Source organism: Leptothoe spongobia TAU-MAC 1115 (genome assembly GCF_018739885.1).
Lineage (GTDB): Bacteria > Cyanobacteriota > Cyanobacteriia > Phormidesmidales > Phormidesmidaceae > Leptothoe > Leptothoe spongobia.
In genome coordinates this window covers 1-18,539 of the sequence record NZ_JADOES010000045.1, presented here as the reverse complement: position 1 = coordinate 18,539, position 18,539 = coordinate 1, and the positions used below count along the sequence as shown (strand labels likewise).

The 18,539-nt window shown below is 47.9% G+C and carries 15 protein-coding genes; 4 read left to right on the top strand and 11 right to left on the bottom strand.

Features of this window, described 5'->3' with window-relative positions; all coding sequences use genetic code 11:
- Positions 1–5: 5 nt before the first annotated feature.
- The 7 genes from IXB50_RS18405 to IXB50_RS18375 all read right to left on the bottom strand — a co-directional run bounded on the left by IXB50_RS18405 (position 6) and on the right by IXB50_RS18375 (position 8,751).
- Complete coding sequence (locus IXB50_RS18405; RefSeq protein ID WP_215610457.1) at positions 6–2,801, bottom strand: protein kinase domain-containing protein; 2,796 nt, start codon at positions 2,799–2,801, stop codon at positions 6–8.
- An 85-nt stretch (positions 2,802–2,886) separates the two neighbouring features.
- The gene (fcl, locus tag IXB50_RS18400; protein ID WP_215610456.1) at positions 2,887–3,831 is read right to left on the bottom strand and encodes a GDP-L-fucose synthase; all 945 of its coding nucleotides are present in this window, start codon (positions 3,829–3,831) and stop codon (positions 2,887–2,889) included.
- Between the two features lie 509 nt (positions 3,832–4,340).
- Positions 4,341–5,726, bottom strand: a complete 1,386-nt coding sequence (gene ahcY, locus IXB50_RS18395) for an adenosylhomocysteinase (protein ID WP_215610455.1) — start codon at positions 5,724–5,726, stop codon at positions 4,341–4,343.
- Between the two features lie 135 nt (positions 5,727–5,861).
- On the bottom strand, positions 5,862–7,016 hold the full coding sequence (metK, locus tag IXB50_RS18390) for a methionine adenosyltransferase (protein WP_215610454.1): 1,155 nt from the start codon (positions 7,014–7,016) through the stop codon (positions 5,862–5,864).
- 483 nt (positions 7,017–7,499) lie between these two features.
- On the bottom strand, positions 7,500–7,694 hold the full coding sequence (locus tag IXB50_RS18385) for a hypothetical protein (protein WP_215610453.1): 195 nt from the start codon (positions 7,692–7,694) through the stop codon (positions 7,500–7,502).
- 141 nt (positions 7,695–7,835) lie between these two features.
- Positions 7,836–8,216 carry a VOC family protein gene (locus IXB50_RS18380; protein WP_215610452.1) on the bottom strand — a complete coding sequence of 127 codons (381 nt, stop codon included), beginning with the start codon at positions 8,214–8,216 and terminating at the stop codon, positions 7,836–7,838.
- A gap of 241 nt (positions 8,217–8,457) precedes the next feature.
- Complete coding sequence (locus IXB50_RS18375; RefSeq protein ID WP_215610451.1) at positions 8,458–8,751, bottom strand: hypothetical protein; 294 nt, start codon at positions 8,749–8,751, stop codon at positions 8,458–8,460.
- 406 nt (positions 8,752–9,157) lie between these two features.
- Here IXB50_RS18375 and IXB50_RS18370 point away from each other — a divergent pair, with 406 nt between their 5' ends.
- From IXB50_RS18370 to nirD, 3 genes are all read left to right on the top strand, one after another.
- A complete protein-coding gene (locus IXB50_RS18370) occupies positions 9,158–9,385 on the top strand; it encodes a hypothetical protein (RefSeq protein WP_215610450.1) in 228 nt (75 codons plus the stop codon).
- Positions 9,386–9,585: 200 nt separating this feature from the next.
- Positions 9,586–12,150 carry a nitrite reductase large subunit NirB gene (gene nirB, locus IXB50_RS18365; RefSeq protein WP_215610449.1) on the top strand — a complete coding sequence of 855 codons (2,565 nt, stop codon included), beginning with the start codon at positions 9,586–9,588 and terminating at the stop codon, positions 12,148–12,150.
- 58 nt (positions 12,151–12,208) lie between these two features.
- Positions 12,209–12,580: a nitrite reductase small subunit NirD gene (nirD, locus tag IXB50_RS18360; protein WP_215610473.1), complete on the top strand. Its 372-nt coding sequence runs from the start codon at positions 12,209–12,211 to the stop codon at positions 12,578–12,580.
- A gap of 44 nt (positions 12,581–12,624) precedes the next feature.
- On the opposite strand, the gene IXB50_RS18355 is transcribed toward nirD, so the two are convergent.
- Together IXB50_RS18355 and IXB50_RS18350 are read right to left on the bottom strand one after the other, a co-directional pair.
- Positions 12,625–14,694 carry a hypothetical protein gene (locus IXB50_RS18355; protein ID WP_215610448.1) on the bottom strand — a complete coding sequence of 690 codons (2,070 nt, stop codon included), beginning with the start codon at positions 14,692–14,694 and terminating at the stop codon, positions 12,625–12,627.
- A gap of 874 nt (positions 14,695–15,568) precedes the next feature.
- Positions 15,569–16,114, bottom strand: a complete 546-nt coding sequence (locus IXB50_RS18350) for a hypothetical protein (protein ID WP_215610447.1) — start codon at positions 16,112–16,114, stop codon at positions 15,569–15,571.
- Between the two features lie 221 nt (positions 16,115–16,335).
- On the opposite strand from IXB50_RS18350, the gene IXB50_RS18345 reads away from it, so the two are divergent.
- Positions 16,336–17,625, top strand: coding sequence for an MFS transporter (locus tag IXB50_RS18345; protein ID WP_215610446.1), 1,290 nt, complete (start codon positions 16,336–16,338; stop codon positions 17,623–17,625).
- A 73-nt stretch (positions 17,626–17,698) separates the two neighbouring features.
- On the opposite strand, the gene IXB50_RS18340 is transcribed toward IXB50_RS18345, so the two are convergent.
- Positions 17,699–18,109, bottom strand: a complete 411-nt coding sequence (locus IXB50_RS18340) for a hypothetical protein (RefSeq protein ID WP_215610445.1) — start codon at positions 18,107–18,109, stop codon at positions 17,699–17,701.
- 83 nt (positions 18,110–18,192) lie between these two features.
- The gene (locus tag IXB50_RS18335) at positions 18,193–18,378 is read right to left on the bottom strand and encodes a plasmid partition protein ParG (RefSeq protein WP_215610444.1); all 186 of its coding nucleotides are present in this window, start codon (positions 18,376–18,378) and stop codon (positions 18,193–18,195) included.
- Between the last annotated feature and the right edge of the window lie 161 nt (positions 18,379–18,539).

The window sequence follows — 18,539 nt, the reverse complement described above, 5'->3', positions numbered from 1 at the left end:
TTTGCTCAGTATTGTTGTTTATGTTTAGTTGTTTTGGCCTTTGACAGAGAGGCAAAATGCTCTAATAACAATCGGTGAATAAACAGATACCCGCCCCCTACCTTTTGCAAAAAAATACTAGTGGTGGCATAGTCCAGAAATTTGCTGTAGTTCCAAGGGGTAATGCCACTGACGGTCAATATCAACCGTAACAGCACATGCTTGATTAAAGCTTCACCTCCCCCTGCAGCAAAACCAAAAGCCAGACCTGTTGCCGCCCAGAATGAGGCTTTGGTATTACCAAGGAGAAAACCAGGAACATAGAGAGTCACCATGGCAACAACGGCAAATAGTGTAGAATTACGAGCCGATTGCCAAATGCCTGCATTAGGCTGACTAGCGTTGCCAATCCGTTTACCGCTCAGCCCTCGAATCAGCCCAAAGGTAAGCCCTAAGGTAGCTCCAAAGGCAAGGCCAATGACACTGTGATTGGCAAGACAGTTGCCAGCCAGTAAACAAGCCCTATCACCAAACATAAAGCCAAACCCTACTTTGAGGCACCAACCAATCGGTGGTCCCACGGTGAGGCCCAAGAGTAGATTGTTACGAGCCTTTTGCCAAGACCAGCGCAGTGTCTCTGTAGGAGTGATACGGTTAACACCAAAGATGCGACTACAGATCAGACTGCCCAACAATACTCCCAAAAATAAACGGTCAATGGCCAACACTTGAGAGCCCAGCACCGTAGCGATCGCAAAAAAGCTACACCACAGCCCAATCACATAAGCCCGACGCTGTTTGACAGAAAGCCAATCCGGCTGGATCCGCTCAATCAAAAATACCGTCTCGGATGTGGCTACCAAGCGCTGGGCTAAGCATGTTAGCCAATGCTTGATCTCAGCTGAACCATAGGCATTGCCAGGACGACGTTCTAACATCCGTTGGATGTAGGCATCAAATAACTGTTGTTGATAGTTAGGACGGCCCTCAAGTTCCCCTCTCCCCTGGGGTAGAATCTGCTCAGAAGAGACTCCCTGGTATGTGAGCACCATGATATTCAAAATCAGGGGTGACCGTGCCAGCTCGATCAGGGACATATTTGCATCCTGGATAGCCGCGTCCTTTTCTAACAGAGACTTAAGACCTGTAAGTCCCCGATCTGGACGATTTAGATAGGTCAAAATCTGCTCATCAGTGAGGGGACGCAAATACAGAGCTGCCTGAAATTGAAGCTTTTGAGGCAGTTTTTCATAGTCACGGATGCGACTACACACCACCATTTCAGGGCCATAATCCTGATGAAACTGATTGAGGGCAGCGACGCAGGCTGTTCGACGCTCCTGAGCCACCTCATCAAGGCCATCTAGCAGTAGCAACAGCTGTTGTTCTTCTACCCAGCACTGACCAATGCTCCTGGGTACCTGGTATTTGCTATTCAGCTCTTTGACCAGCCATCGTTCAATGGGTTCATTCAGCCACGAAGAGAGATTAAAGATAACGGGCAACCGGTGGTCACCAGACAACCGCCGGTCACCGGTCACCCGGTCTAACAAATTTCGCGCCAGACTCAGCAGGGTCGTGGTCTTACCGGCCCCTGGCTCACCCAAAATCAATAGGCTGCGGCCCTCGCCAATGGCGTCAAACACATGACTAGCCTGAGTCCCTGTGGGTAAAGGCTGGGGTGACTGGCCTGGAGTAGCATAGGTGATTTGCCAGGGCGGTGCGATCGCATCCGGTCGTTCCTCTAACCCCAGCGTGAGTAAGACCTGACCATGGAGAGATCGCTCTAGGACGCCTTCGATCCAGAAACGACGGACTTTGTTTAAAAGAGCTTGGCGATTGCGATACGTTTGTTGGGAATAGGGGGCAGGAGGAGCAGGGGAGGCAGAGGAGGCCAGGGGAGGAGGAGCAGGGGAGGAAAAAACCGTAGGTTGGGTTGAGACTGCGACACCCAATTCTCCATCCGCCAACGTCACCTCAGGCAATACCGTCGACCCATATTCTCCCGCATTCGTCACCCCAGCCATCAATTGGCTAAAAACATGCAGCGCCTCCATGGCGCTCCCATATCGCTGCCGATGGTCTAAACACACCAACCGGTCAATAAAATCCGCCAGCTCCTCCGACACTGTCACCCCAAGCCGTTCACAGGTGGCCGGGCTCTCAAAACTCATGGGATGGCGACCTGACAACGCCTGCAGTATCACCATCCCCAAACTATACAAGTCACTACCAAAGCAGGGTCTAGACGCTTGCTGTTCTGGAGCCATATAGCCCAAAGAGCCAATCGCCACCGTCAAGTCTCGCCCAGGTTGGGGCGACGCCTGTAGCGCCTTCACCGCCCCAAAATCAATTAGTACCAGTTTCCCTGGTTCTTCTCCAGGCCCCTGACGACGCAAAATATTGCTGGGTTTAATATCTCGATGGATCACATTCTGCCTGTGCACAGCCGCTAGCACCGTCAGCAGGTCTCGCAGACAGGACATGACGTCATCAACAGCCATAGAACCCGCTGCCAATTCTGCTGCCAGGGAATGACCAGCAATATACTCCTGCACTAGATACAGCTCGCCAGCTTCTTCAAAGTGAGCCAACAGCCTCGGGATTTGTGGATGCTCTCCTAGCCGATAGAGGGTTTCTGCCTCCAGGTTAAACAGACGCTTGGCGGTATCAAAAGCATCGGTGTGGACCGGGTTAAGCTGTTTAACCACACAGATGGGATGCCCTGGCAATTGCTCATCGTTGGCCAAAAAGACCTTACCAAAGCCCCCCTGACCCATAAGTTTATCGATGTGATAGCGATGCGCCAGGCGCTGCCCCATAGGTGTTTCTATCGTGTGCTGCTATTTGAGTAGGGTAGCCATATTCCCCTCAAGATATAACAGGCTTTAGCGTAACAGTATCTTGCTACACCCCTCGCAGGGTCTCGTAGTGCAGCTGGAACCAATCATAGGTCTTGGTAATGCCTTCCTTCAGGGAAGTTTGAGCTTGCCAGCCCAGATTAGTCAGCTTAGAGGCATCCATTAGTTTACGGGGTGTGCCGTCAGGTTTACTGGTATCAAAGACAATGTCACCTTCATAGTCAACAACGTCCTTAAGCGTCAGGGCTAATTCTTTGATTGAGACTTCCTTACTGCTACCGATGTTGACAAAGTCGATGCCGTCGTAGTTATCCATCAGGAATAGCAAACCATCGGCCAGGTCGTCCACATAGAGAAACTCACGCAGAGCGCTGCCACTACCCCACACTTCTGCCGTAGGTTGATTGGCCAGCTTGGCTTCGTGGAACTTGCGCATCAGGGCTGGCAGTACGTGGGAATTGGCCAGGTCAAAGTTATCGTTGAGACCGTACAGGTTGGTGGGCATGGCAGAAATAAAGTTAACGCCATACTGACGGCAGTAGTTTTCACACAGCTTTAGACCAGCAATTTTTGCGATCGCATAGGGCTCATTCGTCGGCTCTAAAAAGCCAGTCAGCAAATGCTCCTCCCGCATAGGCTGGGGAGCTAGCTTGGGATAAATGCAGGAAGATCCTAGAAATAATAGTTTCTTAACACCAACTTTATAGGCACTATGGATAACATTGGCCTCAATCATCAAGTTGTCATAAAGGAAAGAAGCACGATAGGTATTATTCGCATGGATGCCGCCGACCTTGGCTGCGGCGAGAAAGACATAATCAGGCTTAGTCGCTTCAAAAAACGATTCGACATCAGCTTGACGACAGAGGTCAAGTTCCTGGCTACTTTTGAGAATCAGATTATTATAGCCCCGGTCTTTGAGGGTACGGACAATAGCACTGCCAACAAGGCCATTATGACCAGCGACATAGATCTTGGCGTTAGTTTCCATAATGGTTATATGTATGAGAAATAAATATTAATGTCTACATTCTACAGCTATCTCTAGTATCGTTATCGATCTATGTAAGATAAGCCTGCTTATCATTGACAATCTTAGTCAATAGCTTACAGGGTAACTCATACCACGGGGCAACAATGGTTTCCTAGTTTACTAAAATTGCTTTTGATAACGATGAAGGAAACGCATCCACTTAGCTTTCTTCATCGTTCATTCTATCTAGCCGGAACTCAGAATACTTTTTGAGAAAGACCAAACTTTATGCCATTGATCGTTGAGGGTCAGACGAAATGATACGGCTTTCTACGTGGGCAGTATCAAATTTTGCTAGACATAACAATCTAATTAATCTCTTTGGATTCTGTTCCTTAATCAGTTCTCTAGAGATTTTAATGATGTGCTCAAAAGACATTACTAAAACCGTAAAGCCCGCATAGTCTCAAGAAATCAGGAGACTATGCGGGCTTTATCAGCTAGACGTTTCTAAACCAGAAACACCCTTAGTACTTGTAGCTATCAGTCTTAAAGGGACCTTCTACAGATACATTGATGTAATCAGCCTGGGTTTTAGTTAGCTTAGTAACCACACCACCAAAGCCTTCAACCATGTAGCGAGCAACTTCTTCGTCAAGGTTTTTGGGTAGTACCTCGACAGTGATAGCGCCAGCTTTCTCAGCATCAGACAAGTCAGCAAACTTGCGCTCATACAAGAACATTTGGGCCAGAACCTGGTTAGCGAAGGAACCATCCATAATCCGAGAGGGATGACCGGTGGCGTTACCTAGGTTAACTAAGCGGCCTTCTGCCAACAGGATCAAGAAGTCTTTGGGGTCATCACTACGATAGACCTTATGAACTTGAGGCTTCACTTCTTCCCACTGCCAAGCTTTGCGCATGAAAGCAGTGTCAATCTCATTGTCAAAGTGACCGATGTTGCAAACAACAGCACCGGGCTTTAGGGCTGCCAGCATGTTAGCGTCACATACGTTGAAGTTACCAGTGGCCGTTACTAACAAATCGGTATTAGCCAATAGCTCTTTGTTGAGGCTAGCAGTAGTACCGTCGTTAACCCCATTAATAAAAGGAGAAACAACTTCAAAGCCGTCCATACAGGCCTGCATGGCACAGATGGGATCAACTTCAGCCACTTTAACGATCATGCCTTCTTGCTGGAGAGAGGCTACAGACCCCTTACCCACATCGCCATAACCAATAACCAGGGCTTTCTTACCAGCCATCAGGTGATCGGTACCACGCTTGATGGCATCGTTCAAGCTGTGACGACAACCATACTTGTTGTCGTTCTTGGATTTAGTCACGGAGTCATTGACGTTGATGGCGGGAATCTTCAGTTCTCCCTTTTCCATCATTTCATAGAGACGGTGTACACCTGTAGTGGTTTCCTCAGTCACACCGTGAATATTGGTCAGCATTTCAGGATACTGTTCATGGATATGACCAGTGAGGTCGCCACCATCATCCAAAATCATATTGGCATCCCATAGCTTGCCTTCGGGAGTACGACAGGTCTGCTCAATACACCAGATGTATTCTTCTTCGGTTTCTCCTTTCCAAGCAAAGACGGGAACACCGGCTTCAGCGATGGCGGCGGCAGCATGATCCTGGGTGGAGAAAATGTTGCAAGAAGACCAACGGACTTCAGCGCCTAGTTCGATCAGGGTCTCGATCAGAACGGCAGTCTGAATAGTCATATGAATACAGCCGATGATCTTGGCTCCAGCCAAGGGCTTGCTATCGCTATATTTCTGACGAATGCTCATTAGAGCAGGCATTTCACCTTCTGCGATCGCAATCTCTTTACGACCCCAGCTAGCCAGGCTAATATCTGCGACTTTATAGTCCCGTGTTAATAAATTTGCGCTCATGGATTCCTTGATGATTAGTGACACTTAATGATCTGACCGATCTGACCTCATAGGTCATTATGCCGTCAGATAATTTTCTATGCATCCAAATTCTTGGATTCTCGCTCTAAAGAGAAAACTGTGGGCAATTATTTTCTAGAGAGCGGCCTTTAGCTGTTCAGCTTTATCAGTATGCTCCCAAGTAAAATCAGGTAGCTCACGACCAAAGTGTCCATAGGCAGCTGTCAGACCATAAATGGGCCGACGTAGATTGAGCATATCAATTAATCCTTGGGGACGCAGATCAAAATGTTCGCTGACAAGCTTAGCAATTTTGTCATCGTCAATTTTGCCAGTCCCAAAGGTATTGATGGAGATCGATGTGGGTTCGGCAACACCAATGGCGTAGGAAACCTGAATTTCACAACGATCGGCTAAACCAGCAGCCACGATATTCTTGGCTACATAACGGCCAGCGTAGGCTGCTGAACGGTCCACCTTAGAAGGATCTTTACCGGAGAAGGCACCACCACCATGGCGGGCCATGCCGCCATAAGTATCAACAATGATCTTACGACCAGTCAGACCACAATCACCTACCGGACCACCGATGATGAACTGTCCAGTGGGGTTAATGTGGTACTGGGTACCAGCATGTAGCCACTGGTGAGGCAGCACAGGCTTGATGATCTCTTCCATTACGGCTTCGCGGATATCGCCCAGGGTAATGTCTGGATCATGCTGCGTAGATAGAACGATGGCATCAATAGCAACGGGTTTACTATCTTCATAGCGCAGCGTTACCTGACTCTTAGCATCAGGACGCAGCCAGCCAAGCTTGCCACTTTTGCGGAGTTCAGCCTGACGCTCTACTAATCGGTGGGAATAGTAGATGGGGGCAGGCATCAGAACGTCTGTTTCATTGGTTGCGTAACCAAACATTAGACCCTGGTCCCCGGCACCGAGGTCTTTATTTTCAGCTTCGTCAACGCCCATGGCGATATCGGCCGATTGCTTACCGATGGCATTGACAACGGCACAGGAAGCTCCGTCGAAGCCTACATCTGAACTATTGTAGCCAATGTCCAAAATAACATCGCGGACAATGTCCTCTAGGTCAACGTAAGTGCTAGTGCGAACTTCACCGGCAATGATAGCCATACCAGTTTTCACCATGGTTTCCACGGCTACACGGGAATGAACATCATCCTTGAGAAGTGCATCTAGAATGGCATCAGAAATCTGATCGGCCATCTTATCGGGATGCCCTTCTGATACTGATTCAGAAGTAAATGTGCTGTATAAACTCATAGCAAATGCTCGTCACAAATAAATGGGATCACCTAGAGCAGGTAATAGGCTGAGTAGATTATCTACAATAATTGATAGCAATCCAACTAGTCTGAACTAAGGTCAAATGATTGAATCAGATTAGGACGGATGATTTTTGGGACGTGGCTATTATCGGCCTTGTTCCTGTTTTTCGCCTCCTATGGCCTGATTCTAGAAATAGTGACAATTGCAAATATTCTAGTATTTCAACTAAAAACTGGTTTGAAATACTAGTAAGTAGGTTATCCAAATTAGGCTTCAGACTCCGAGGCCCCCTTCCGTCCCCCAATACTGGGGGAGACTAGGCTCAAAGCCCCCAGCATTGGGGGTTTGGGGGCATATCCGAGGAGGTCAAACTTCTGATATTCCATCTTATAAATGATTAGGCCAACCTACTTACATGCCGATCATAACTGAGGAATTGCCCAAAAATACTTGGGGCTAAATTTAGCCATGTCAACATTACAGCCGTAGCAGACTGAACAGTACACAGATCATTCTGGCCTGATCTTGAAGCGATCGCTTTGACCGATCGAGCCGGTCTGGCCAGCCATGCCCCAGAAAATCTGGGGCAATCACTTGATATCTAGCCTTGACCAAAGGAGGAATCAATGCATGGTAAAAATATTCCCAGGTGGAAATCCCATTGATTCCCATCGGCCAAGTCGAGGAAGGCTGGCATATCGCCATCTGCCCAGCACACCAGATTCATCACAATCTGCTTCAAGTCGAGGCAATGGTCACGCAAATAGCCATGGCCAGACTGGAATCGGAATTGATATCATCCACGGCAAATATTCAAACATCACCCGGTGTGCCAGCAATAACAACAGTATAGTCATCTGGGTCACTTAGCCAAATCTCGCGATGGTTGGCATTTGAATTGATTTGAGGTCCTTCGAGAATCCTTGCCTGAAAGGCCTGCGCCTTGTCTACTATTTCATCGAATCGATCTGTTTGAAACCAAAGTACCGCCCCATTTCCAATCGGTACTGAAGGATCACCAAGGTGCAAATGCTCATGTGCGTCCCATCGATGAAGTTGAAGCACTATGCGATCACCGTGCATCATCCGCTCATATTTATCACCACCATGTCCGCTACGTAGTCCAAGAACGTTTTCGTACCAATTGCGGCTTGACGATACATCGTGCACAGCGATTAACGGTTGAGGTTTCATCTATTCGAACACACCTTGGGACGACTATCTTTGTACTGCATAATGTTCTCAATCACCCGCCGCAAGTAACCTTGAAATCCTATCGACAAACTCTTGGCGATCGGTGTGCATTGAGATTGCTAGGAAGGGTATAGAAAACATTCGATTTTCGTACTCTCAAGACTTTATCATCAATTAATGTTGTAGTTATGTTTGCGGCTACAACAATTATTTTAAGTGGGCATTGTCACTCAGAGAAGAGTCAGGAGGTTTTACAATCAGTGATATTTGCACGGTGACGATATGTGTCTACCCAGACGAGAACCTCTTCTTCAGAAGCCATCCACTTTTGCTGACGGGTATAAGGGTCACAAACCTCCCACCAGATATTGCCGTCATAATCGACAACTTGTTTGACACTAATCTCATTTTCAACAATTAGCCATTGCTTTAGGACCTGATAAGCTCGAATCAGCCAATTGTCTGCAGTTCGCAGCTCTGATCTAAAGGTTGGGGACGTAGATTTGTGAGATTGTTCAGAATAGAAAAGTTGCATGGTGATTCCTCGTGTGTTGGATTAAATAAGTTTGCTTACTGAGTGGTGTACCTTGTTTGTGCCCTCAGCCGTTGAACCTACTATCGCTAAAATCCTCAACAGAAAAAATCCTGTTTTATTCAGGTTTATTCAGGAGAAAGGGTCAGGTTTATTCAGGTTTCATAACAAAATTCTCTTTTCTAGATCTAAGATCAGAGTAAGATATGATCTGAATCACGAAAAACAATGCTCATATCATCAGCAATAGTAGATACTGTGTTACGAGCTAGAACTGGATAGTTCGGCAGCAATTACATTGCAAAATCACCCGCACGGGTACTATCCAGTTTGGATTTTTCACCCTTACTTGTTATGTAGAACATAGCAATTAGAACATAACAAGTAGTAGTTAGCTAGGATGGAACAAATGCCATTTCAGAACAACTACGCGAATTTGGTTGTCGAAAAGCCCCAATCCCACACTCGTCTGATCCGAGACTATGACGGTGCCAATAAAGACTTCGACATCATTATTATTGGTTCTGGAATGGGCGGCGGTATCTTGGCTGACGACCTGGCAGATCGATTAGGTACCAGCAATCCTGTCCGTGCCCTTGCGGGACTAGCCTTGAGACTGTCGAAACATTTGGGTTAATAAATGACAATATTCTGTTTCATTTATTGTCGAATCTGTTGCACTTTGTCGTAAATATTGACTCCTTAGGGGGCAAACATATGAATACTTCCTTGCTTATGCAATTGATGCATCGATTTCTGGCAAAAACTGGATAGGAGACTAGTCTTTTTGAAAGGGATCGATCACTGTAGGGAGCAGTGAGTTGAGAAACAATCAGTATGCCGAACAGCAAGCAAACTCTCGTCGTTGTTGGCAATGGGATGGTCGGGCATCGGTTGCTTGAATTGATGGTCGCAAAAGGTGCTCTTGACCATTGGCATCTGATTACCTTTTGCGAGGAACCGCGAGTTGCCTATGACCGAGTCCACCTAAGTGAATACTTTGTAGATAAAACGGCGGCGGACCTGACGCTGGTAGAACCTGGTTTTTATCAAGACAATGGGATTCGGATTTATGTGGGCGATCGCATCGTTGAGATTGACCGGCAGCAGCAGCGGGTGACATCGGCCAATGGCGTTGAAATTGCCTATGATCGGCTGGTATTGGCAACCGGCTCCTATCCATTTGTGCCGCCGATTAAGGGCAATGACACGCCAGGAACGTTTGTGTATCGCACCATTGATGATTTGGATGCGATTAAGGCCTATGGTGCGCAGTCCCGTGTAGGCGTTGTTGTAGGCGGTGGGCTGCTGGGACTAGAATGTGCCAATGCCCTAAAGTCTCTGGGCTTAGACACCCATGTGGTGGAGTTCGCTCCCCGGTTAATGCCAGTACAGCTGGATGAGACCGGGGGGGACGTTCTCAAGGAGAAAATTGAAAGTCTAGGAGTGCAGGTACACACTAGCAAAGTCACCACGGAGATTGTTAGCGAAAATGGCAAACTAGTATCCATGCAATTTGCCGATGAGACATCGCTACAGACGGATATGATTGTCTTCTCGGCAGGCATTCGCCCCAGGGATGAGCTGGCGCGCAGCTGTGGGTTGCAGCTGGGAGACCGGGGCGGGGTGGTGATTAATGAGGCCTGTCAAACCTCTGATCCGAAGATCTATGCCATTGGGGAATGTGCCTTGTACCAGGGACGTATCTTTGGGCTGGTGGCACCGGGGTATCAGATGGCGGAGGTGGTCAGCGACCAGCTGCTGGCGGGAACAACGGCGCAGCAGTTTACTGGGGCGGATATGTCCACCAAGCTAAAGCTGCTCGGGGTGGATGTAGCCAGCTTTGGGGATAATTTTGCTAAAACACCGGGAGCAAAAGAGCTGGCGGTGACGGATACGGTGGCGGGCACCTACAAAAAACTGGTGGTGAGTGCCGATGGCAAGCTGTTATTGGGGGGCATTCTAGTAGGGGATGCAGCCGCCTATGGTACCCTGCTCCAGCTGATGCAAAACCAGATGCCATTGCCCACTAATCCGCTGAGTTTGTTGGTGCCTGTGAGCGGTGGCGCGGCGGCCCTGACCATGGACAAACTGCCTGATACGGCCCAGATTTGTTCCTGTAATAATGTGTCTAAGGGGCAGCTGTGTGAGACGATTCGGGAAGATGGCATAACGGATTTGCCAACGCTAAAGAAATGTACGACGGCAGGTACCGGCTGCGGTGGCTGCGTGCCCCTGGTGAAGGATATCCTGACATCGGAACTGAAGAAAGCTGGGGTGGAAGTCAACAATCACCTGTGCGAACATTTTCCCTATTCTCGTCAGGAGCTGTATCACCTGCTGCGGGTGGGTGAAATTAAGTCCTTTGATGCGTTATTGGCCCAATATGGCACCGGCTATGGCTGTGAGATTTGTAAGCCAACGGTGGGGTCGATGCTGGCTTCGTCCTGGAACGATTACGTGCTGAATACGCCCCATGTGGGTCTGCAGGATACCAATGATTCGTTTCTGGCCAATATTCAGAAAGATGGTACCTATTCTGTGATTCCGAGAATACCGGGTGGGGAAATTACGCCGGAGAAGCTGATTGTGTTGGGGCAGGTGGCGCAGGAGTTTGACCTGTATACCAAAATTACTGGGGCCCAGCGGGTGGATCTGTTTGGGGCACGGGTGGACCAGCTACCACTAATCTGGCAGCGGCTGGTGGAAGCTGGGTTTGAGTCGGGCCATGCCTATGGTAAGGCGTTGCGGACGGTGAAGTCCTGTGTGGGCAGCACCTGGTGCCGGTTTGGGGTACAGGATTCGACGAGCTTGGCTATCGAGCTGGAGTTGCGCTATCGGGGGTTGCGATCGCCCCACAAACTCAAGTCAGCAGTATCGGGCTGCACGCGGGAATGTGCCGAGGCCCAGGGCAAAGATTTTGGCATTATCGCCACGGAGAATGGCTGGAATTTATATGTGTGTGGTAATGGCGGGATGAAGCCCCAGCATGCGATTCTACTGGCCACCGATCTAGATAAAGAGACTCTGATTAAATATCTCGATCGGTTTCTGGTGTTCTACATTCGCACTGCCGACAAACTAGAACGTACCTCCACCTGGTTTAACAAGTTGGAGGGCGGTCTGGATTATCTGAAGCAGGTGATTATCGAAGATTCCTTGGGGATTGCCGATGAGTTAGAGGCCCAGATGCAGTATCACGTGGATACCTATCAGTGTGAGTGGAAAACAACCATTGAGACTCCGGAGAAGGTGCGGCGGTTTAGTCACTTTGTCAATGCGGATGCTGCCGATCCGTCGTTGGCCTATGTGCAAGAGCGGGGCCAAAAGCGACCGGCTACTGAGGCAGAACGGGTGGTGTTAAACCAGAGTCAGGATGCATTGACTACCCCCGTCCAGTAAGCCGCCAATGTTGTTTTAGAGAGATTTTTGGAGATTTTTGAAAGTGATGGAAAGTCCCATGGTGCAGTCCACGACGACGACCGATTCGATAGACTGGGTAACCATTTGTGCGTTGGATGCGATCGCACCCAATACCGGTGTGAATGCCCTAGTGGGTACAGAACAGGTGGCCATATTTCGCATCGGCCCAACCGATGAAGTCTATGCCACAGGAAACTTTGACCCATTTAGTAACGCATTTGTGATGTCACGGGGTATCCTGGGCGATCGCCAGGGTGTGTTGAAGGTGGCATCCCCAATTTATAAACAAAATTTTGACCTAAAAACAGGTGTTTGTCTGGATGATGAGACAGTCTCTCTACCGGTGTATTCAGTACGTGTGGTTAATGACCAAGTTCAGATAGGGACCAGCTGCCAAATGAGACATTAATACGATGAAGCCTATACCCTGACTCTATCTCAACCAGTAGTTTCCTAAAACTCACCTGGATTATCATCCAAGGCAAGGAGAAAGTTAACCAAGTCTGACTGTTGCCGAGCGGTAAACCCCTCCTGACCATCAACATAGAATTCATGGCCAGTGCCATCTAGATTATTGATCGTCAGCGTAGGAAATGCTTGATTAATGGCAATTACTTGAGCCCGTAAGTCCCGATCAACCAGGGCTCTGAGACTACTGGCACTATCTGCTGGCTGGCTGGGAAGAGGACTACTGGGCAGTCCTAGCAGTGTGCCCGGTAGTCCTAACCCAGTGGAATCAACAACGGTAAAACTACCATTTTGATTAAATCGCAGTGCTCCTTTTCTCACTGCTACGCCACCATCATGGAGATAAGGGGCACTCAAATATAATCCTCGCAGAGACGTGGTTTTATACCCTCCATTTGGTAGTAAGCCCGAGGGTAAACTCGTTGAGCTGTTAGCAACGCTCTCCGTTGGCACATCAACAACGGCACTCCCCCTTGATGAGGGAGGAACAGTCGTTGTAGGTGTGTAGATTTTAGGCTCAGCCAACAGGTCGATTAACCCTAGCCGAGACCGTCCACGGGCTGGGTTAGTCCTAATTTCACTCACTGGATGAATCTTGTTATCCGTGAAGAAAGGGGGAATATGACAACTGATACACCCAGCATCTTCAAAGACTTTGGCCCCCCGTTGGACAGAACCACTTTGTAGAGCAGCCTGGTTTTCAGGGGTACGATTTGGCGGTGGAGTTAGGCTATTTTGCCAGACCGACATCGCGTTGTTGGCGGCTAAATAGAGCCCCCTGGCATCATCCTGGGAATCATTCGTATCGGGAGAAAAGACTAAGCCATTAAAGGTAAATAAACTGGGGCTCAAATTAGGATATGTGCCCGTGCCAGGGGCCGGAATCTGATCTTCCAATTCTGCCAGGGCTGGATTGGGAGCAACCTGGCGTAACCATAATGAAGGTTGAATGGGTGGGCCATCCGGTAGACGAAGACTCGGTATGGCCGCATTTTGTAGGGCCACACCTAAATAGACTTCTGGATCAATTCCTAATGTTTCTGCACTGAGCTGAGCCGCTGCCAGGATATTAATTTCTGAGGAATGGACACCATTGTTGGTAGAACTCAGCCCTGCAAACGGACCAATGGAGAACTCTCCCCCAGCAGTATAGGGCTGATTGCCAAAGGTAAATAGACTGGGAATTTGAGTGGTATTGTTAATCCCATCTGGTGAGCTTTCAAAGAAACCGACCGGCAAAGATAACACTAAGTCATCAAACGCTTGTTCAAATTTATCTGGATCAGGCAACTTAACCAGCTGTCCCTGACTATCAATAATGGTTTTGCCATTACCTTGATACCGAGGATCAAGGGGATTAATATTTAACCGGGCAAAGCCCGCTGCGCTATTGGTGGCTAACGCCACCAGGAGGCGTACATCTAAATCGCCATTAGGGATACCGTCAAGCCGTTGACCTGTCTCTGAAACGGCAACATGACAAATAGCACAAGTAATATCACCATTTGACTTGAGGCCAATGGGCGATGTTCCACCGGGTACTACATCAAATCCGGTATCAATGGGAAACCCAGCGGGTAATGTTACACTTCCTAAACTAAGGGATTTCTGGAGCTGAATCCGCAGGTTTGAAGTCCCTCTCCCTGCCAGGGTTTGAATCGCTTGTGCTAATTCAGGTTGAACTTTCTCCAAGCCAAAGCCAAAGCCTAATACCGCTTGCAGCCCAAACGTATCCCCAAGCTTGCGTTCAAAAAAGAGGTCTTCCCCTGATTCCAGCATGTTATCTGTAATCCGGACCAAGGAGCGTTTGACCTGGGAAGATGACGGTGAATTTGGTAACCGCCTTGGATTTTTGACTACTTGAGCGGCTGCTTGAGGAGATAGTAACTGGCCAAAATAGTCATAGTGACCGATTGGTTGGGTTGGCGCTGACGCCAACAATCCTTCATTGGCTAAGGTTCTACGGGTTGAAAAGAGAGCATCATGGAGTAACAGCGATGTCAGACAGACAAACGCCAGAAATATAGAAAGTATGATTCTTCGAAGGCGTCCCATGGGATTAAAATATCTCCCTCTTCAAACCTAATTGGTCAGCAAATCATTACACAGTCCCCATAACCTAATAACCATGGGGACATTTGCCAGCATATATACTTTTGCCTTGTCGCTAATATAGCGGGTTTCGAATTAGAGAAAAATTAAGCTTCATAAATCCAACGTCTTAGGGAAGGGATTGGGCTCGATAATAATCAGTAATTCATCATAGTTATGGTTAGGCTTTCTGGGCTCCATTCTGCCGTAGGGTTCTCCCGGCACATATGGCAGCTCTATTTCAGCATGGTTGGGATTTATGATTTGGGATTAATGTGCTAAGGGCCTATATCTCTTGGATGGTTGTTAACTTTAGGGTTGCCATGGGGAGAGCAATGATCAAGTTAAAGTCCAGTAACTTAAAACTGCCTACTTTCTGGCGTTTTCACCTGAAATGTAGCATCGTTACTTTATGCACTCTGTTTATAATTGGCTTAACGACCTGGCCCCTTGTAGCACAGGTTTATCGCCCTGTATGCTATATCGAGACCGCAGATGGCTCATACCTTGACTTGTCTGCACTGTGTGGGTCACAAACGACCAGGGAGGTACAACGTTCTCCAGAGGATTTGTTTTTCGAAAACTTTCAGCAACAAACTCAGCAGTATCCCCAAGCTGTGCGAAATAACCTGTCAACCTATCCACGGGAAAATGCCCTGGCTTCAGGCCAGTGGATTTGTCAGACGTTCAGGCGGGGCGGGGAAAGCGCAGTTGAGATTCGCAGGCAGGCTTTATTGGAGCGAGATCGGTCAACCTCAAACGTAGCTAAACAAGAGATCCTTCATACCGCAGCCATCCGACACCTGTGTTCATAACTAGGATGACGTGTTAGAGCGCTCTAACAGGACGTGTGAAAGCGATTTAAAAGTAAACTGCCTACTCCCATAGCAAGTAAACCCATTACAACACTGGCTTCAGGAACGTCTGTGGTGGTGGGAACAGCGGCATAGGATACAGTTCCTAAACCATCTGGAAAGGTAAAACTGCCAGCTTCACCATAGGCAAAGTCTGTACCAAAGATCCCAAAAGAGGGGCTATCAGCTTGTAAAGGGTCAACAGAAAATTCAAGACCTAGCAACTGACTATTTTCAAAACCTACCAGGCCACCAAGTGGGTCAGATGCCTCAGTAAACGTTTCATCCAGGAAACCAAATTCCAGGGAATCTACATCCAGAAACTCTGTACCTATACCTGTAAGGACAGTCTCATCAAAACTGAAACTCCCACTAAAGCTATCGCCTACTGCTAAAGAGCCAGCAAAGACCTCTGTTAGGTCAACTTGCAAAGAAAATGTAGCCGCCAGAGATGGCTCTAGAGTGATTGCCGTTAAAAGTACATATGCACCAACAGTAGCGGCTGCAGGCTTAAAAGAGACTCTAGTCATATCTTTCACCTTCTTTAAAGACGTTTAATTCGCGCCTTACTCAATATGGTAGAGATTCTTACCTCTAATTCAACTCAATTGCACAAAACTTAGAGTAAAGGCTTTGAGAATACTTGAATCTGGAAGGTTACGATATTCCTATGAAATCACGCCTACTTATCCAGTAGGCCCCTAAAACTCCGTAAACTAGCTAAAACGCTAGACCTCTCGGAGCTGAGATCGTGGGACATAATTTAGAAGTAAACGCTAAGCCAGTGGCTGGAATTCGATGGTTGATCCCTCCGATTCTGGCCATCACAGTCTTTGTTAATTTCCTAACCCGCAATAGTTTAGCCCTAGCCCTGCCCCAAATCGCCCAGGACTTTGGCTGGAGTAACCGCGAACTTGGTAGCAATGGTGAGCTACTTCTAGGCATATTCTTCATCTCCTATTCCCTAGCCAACATGGCCCTGAGCCCCATGGCAGAACGCTTTGGCCCCAAGCGAAGCCTGCTGATCGCCATGGCCGTTTTCTGCAGCCTCACCATTTTCTGTGCGCCTTTGGGGACCTCGTTATTAGCCCTGATTATTCTGCGATTGCTGTTGGGACTGAGTCAGGGCATCCATATCCCGATGATGAGTGTGTTTATCAGCCGCTGGTTTCCATTAGAAGAACGCTCACGGGCAAACGGTATCTGGAGTATGGGACTGATGCTGGCTGTCAGCATTGCTCCTCTGATTGTTGTTCCCCTTAGTAACGCTCTGGGCTGGCGATTGGCCTTTGCCATTATCGGTGGTGCCGGTCTGTTCATAGCGATGCCGCTGATGGGGATTCTGGTGCAGGATCATCCCCACCAGAATCCCAGCATTGCCCCAGATGAATTAGCCTACATTCGGAGTCATAGCGTTGTTTCATCTACCAAAGAGCCTAGCCAGAAGTCTGGGTTGACGGGCTCCCAGCCATTTATTAAAGATCGCCGCTTTTGGATTGCAACGTTGGGAGGTTCCCTGAATAACTTTTGTAGTTTTGGGATCTTGAGCTGGCTGCCGGTTTATCTAAATCGTGCCAAGGGTATTGATTTTGATGCCTTAGGGTGGCCTTTAGCCATTGTCTTTGCTGTTGGCATTGTTGGCATTATGGTGATGGCGGTAGTGGGCGATCTCATCCAAAAACGTACTTTATTAGCCGCCATTGGTTTCCTAATTGCAGGGCCAGTTCTTTATCTAGCCACAACTACACAGCAAATTGGGTTATTAGTCGCTCTCTTTGCCACTGCCGTCTTTTGTCAAAGTGCCTATTTAGCCCAAGAATATGCCTTGATTCAGCGACTGTTGCCCATTTCACAAATTGGTGTAGGCACCGGCATTTACAATGGCCTGGCGGTGCTCTTTGGTGGCGTTGGTGGATCGTTTATCCCCGGTTCGATTGTTGCCGCAACCGGTAGCCTGGATCTGGGGATGCTGAGTGTGGTGGTTGGCTCCTGGCTAGCCTCATTTGTAATGTTTATTTTGGCTCGTTTAGCCAAGTACTAGACTAAAACTAATAACGCGATCAGGTGTAATCATCGTAGTTCCACGTTGTGTTGGCCTACCGTTGTCCACGTAGCTATTGTCGAGGGCGAATTAGAAAAACAACCACCTGTCCTCGACGTTCCCAATGTTTGCGATTGGTAGGTATCATTTTGATAGCGTCTTCTTCAGATTCCAGTAAGAACCGAATTTCACCTGGGGCAAAGGTGCAGTCAATAAATTTGAACGATCGATCAATCCCGGCTGCTCTATCAGCGTTGAATTTTGTCAGCCCTTGGGCACAGGCAATCTTGCCACGATGCTCTAAGCAAGCCCGCTGCCAAGTTCCAGAGTACCTAGGTTTTCCCTGGGAATCGGTTCCGAAACAGTTGGTTTGAAAGAATTTGGGTTTCTCGACATTGCCATAATTGAAGCCGAGGAAAACAGTCATTATGCGGAACTGGCCAACAGCATCTTGGGCCACTAAAACATTATTTTCATGCTGCATAAACGCTCTCCACACAGCTTCATCCTGGCAGGGGATGGGTATCTTATTAGCTAAAATATATCGCTGCGTATCGGCAGAGCACATTAATTCTGATCCAAAAGTTTACGACCATTACGAATCGGTTGAGTGATGGCATCCCTAATAAAATCACTCATGGTGACCCCCTCCTGGGAACACCATGCATCGAAAGCTGAATGTTCTTCCTGAGTAAGCATAACCTGGACAGGCTTATTTTTACGCTTCTGTGGTGGTAATGGTTTTCTTGGCATCCTGACTAAACCTAACGACTTAAGACTATGAACCGATTATACTAACCCTTATAAATATCATGATATAAACATTGTAATGTAATAGGGTGCGACTCTTTCATAGTGACATAATGTAACGAATTAGATAGGTTTTCAGTGAATATTTTTGTTTTGTAGCGATG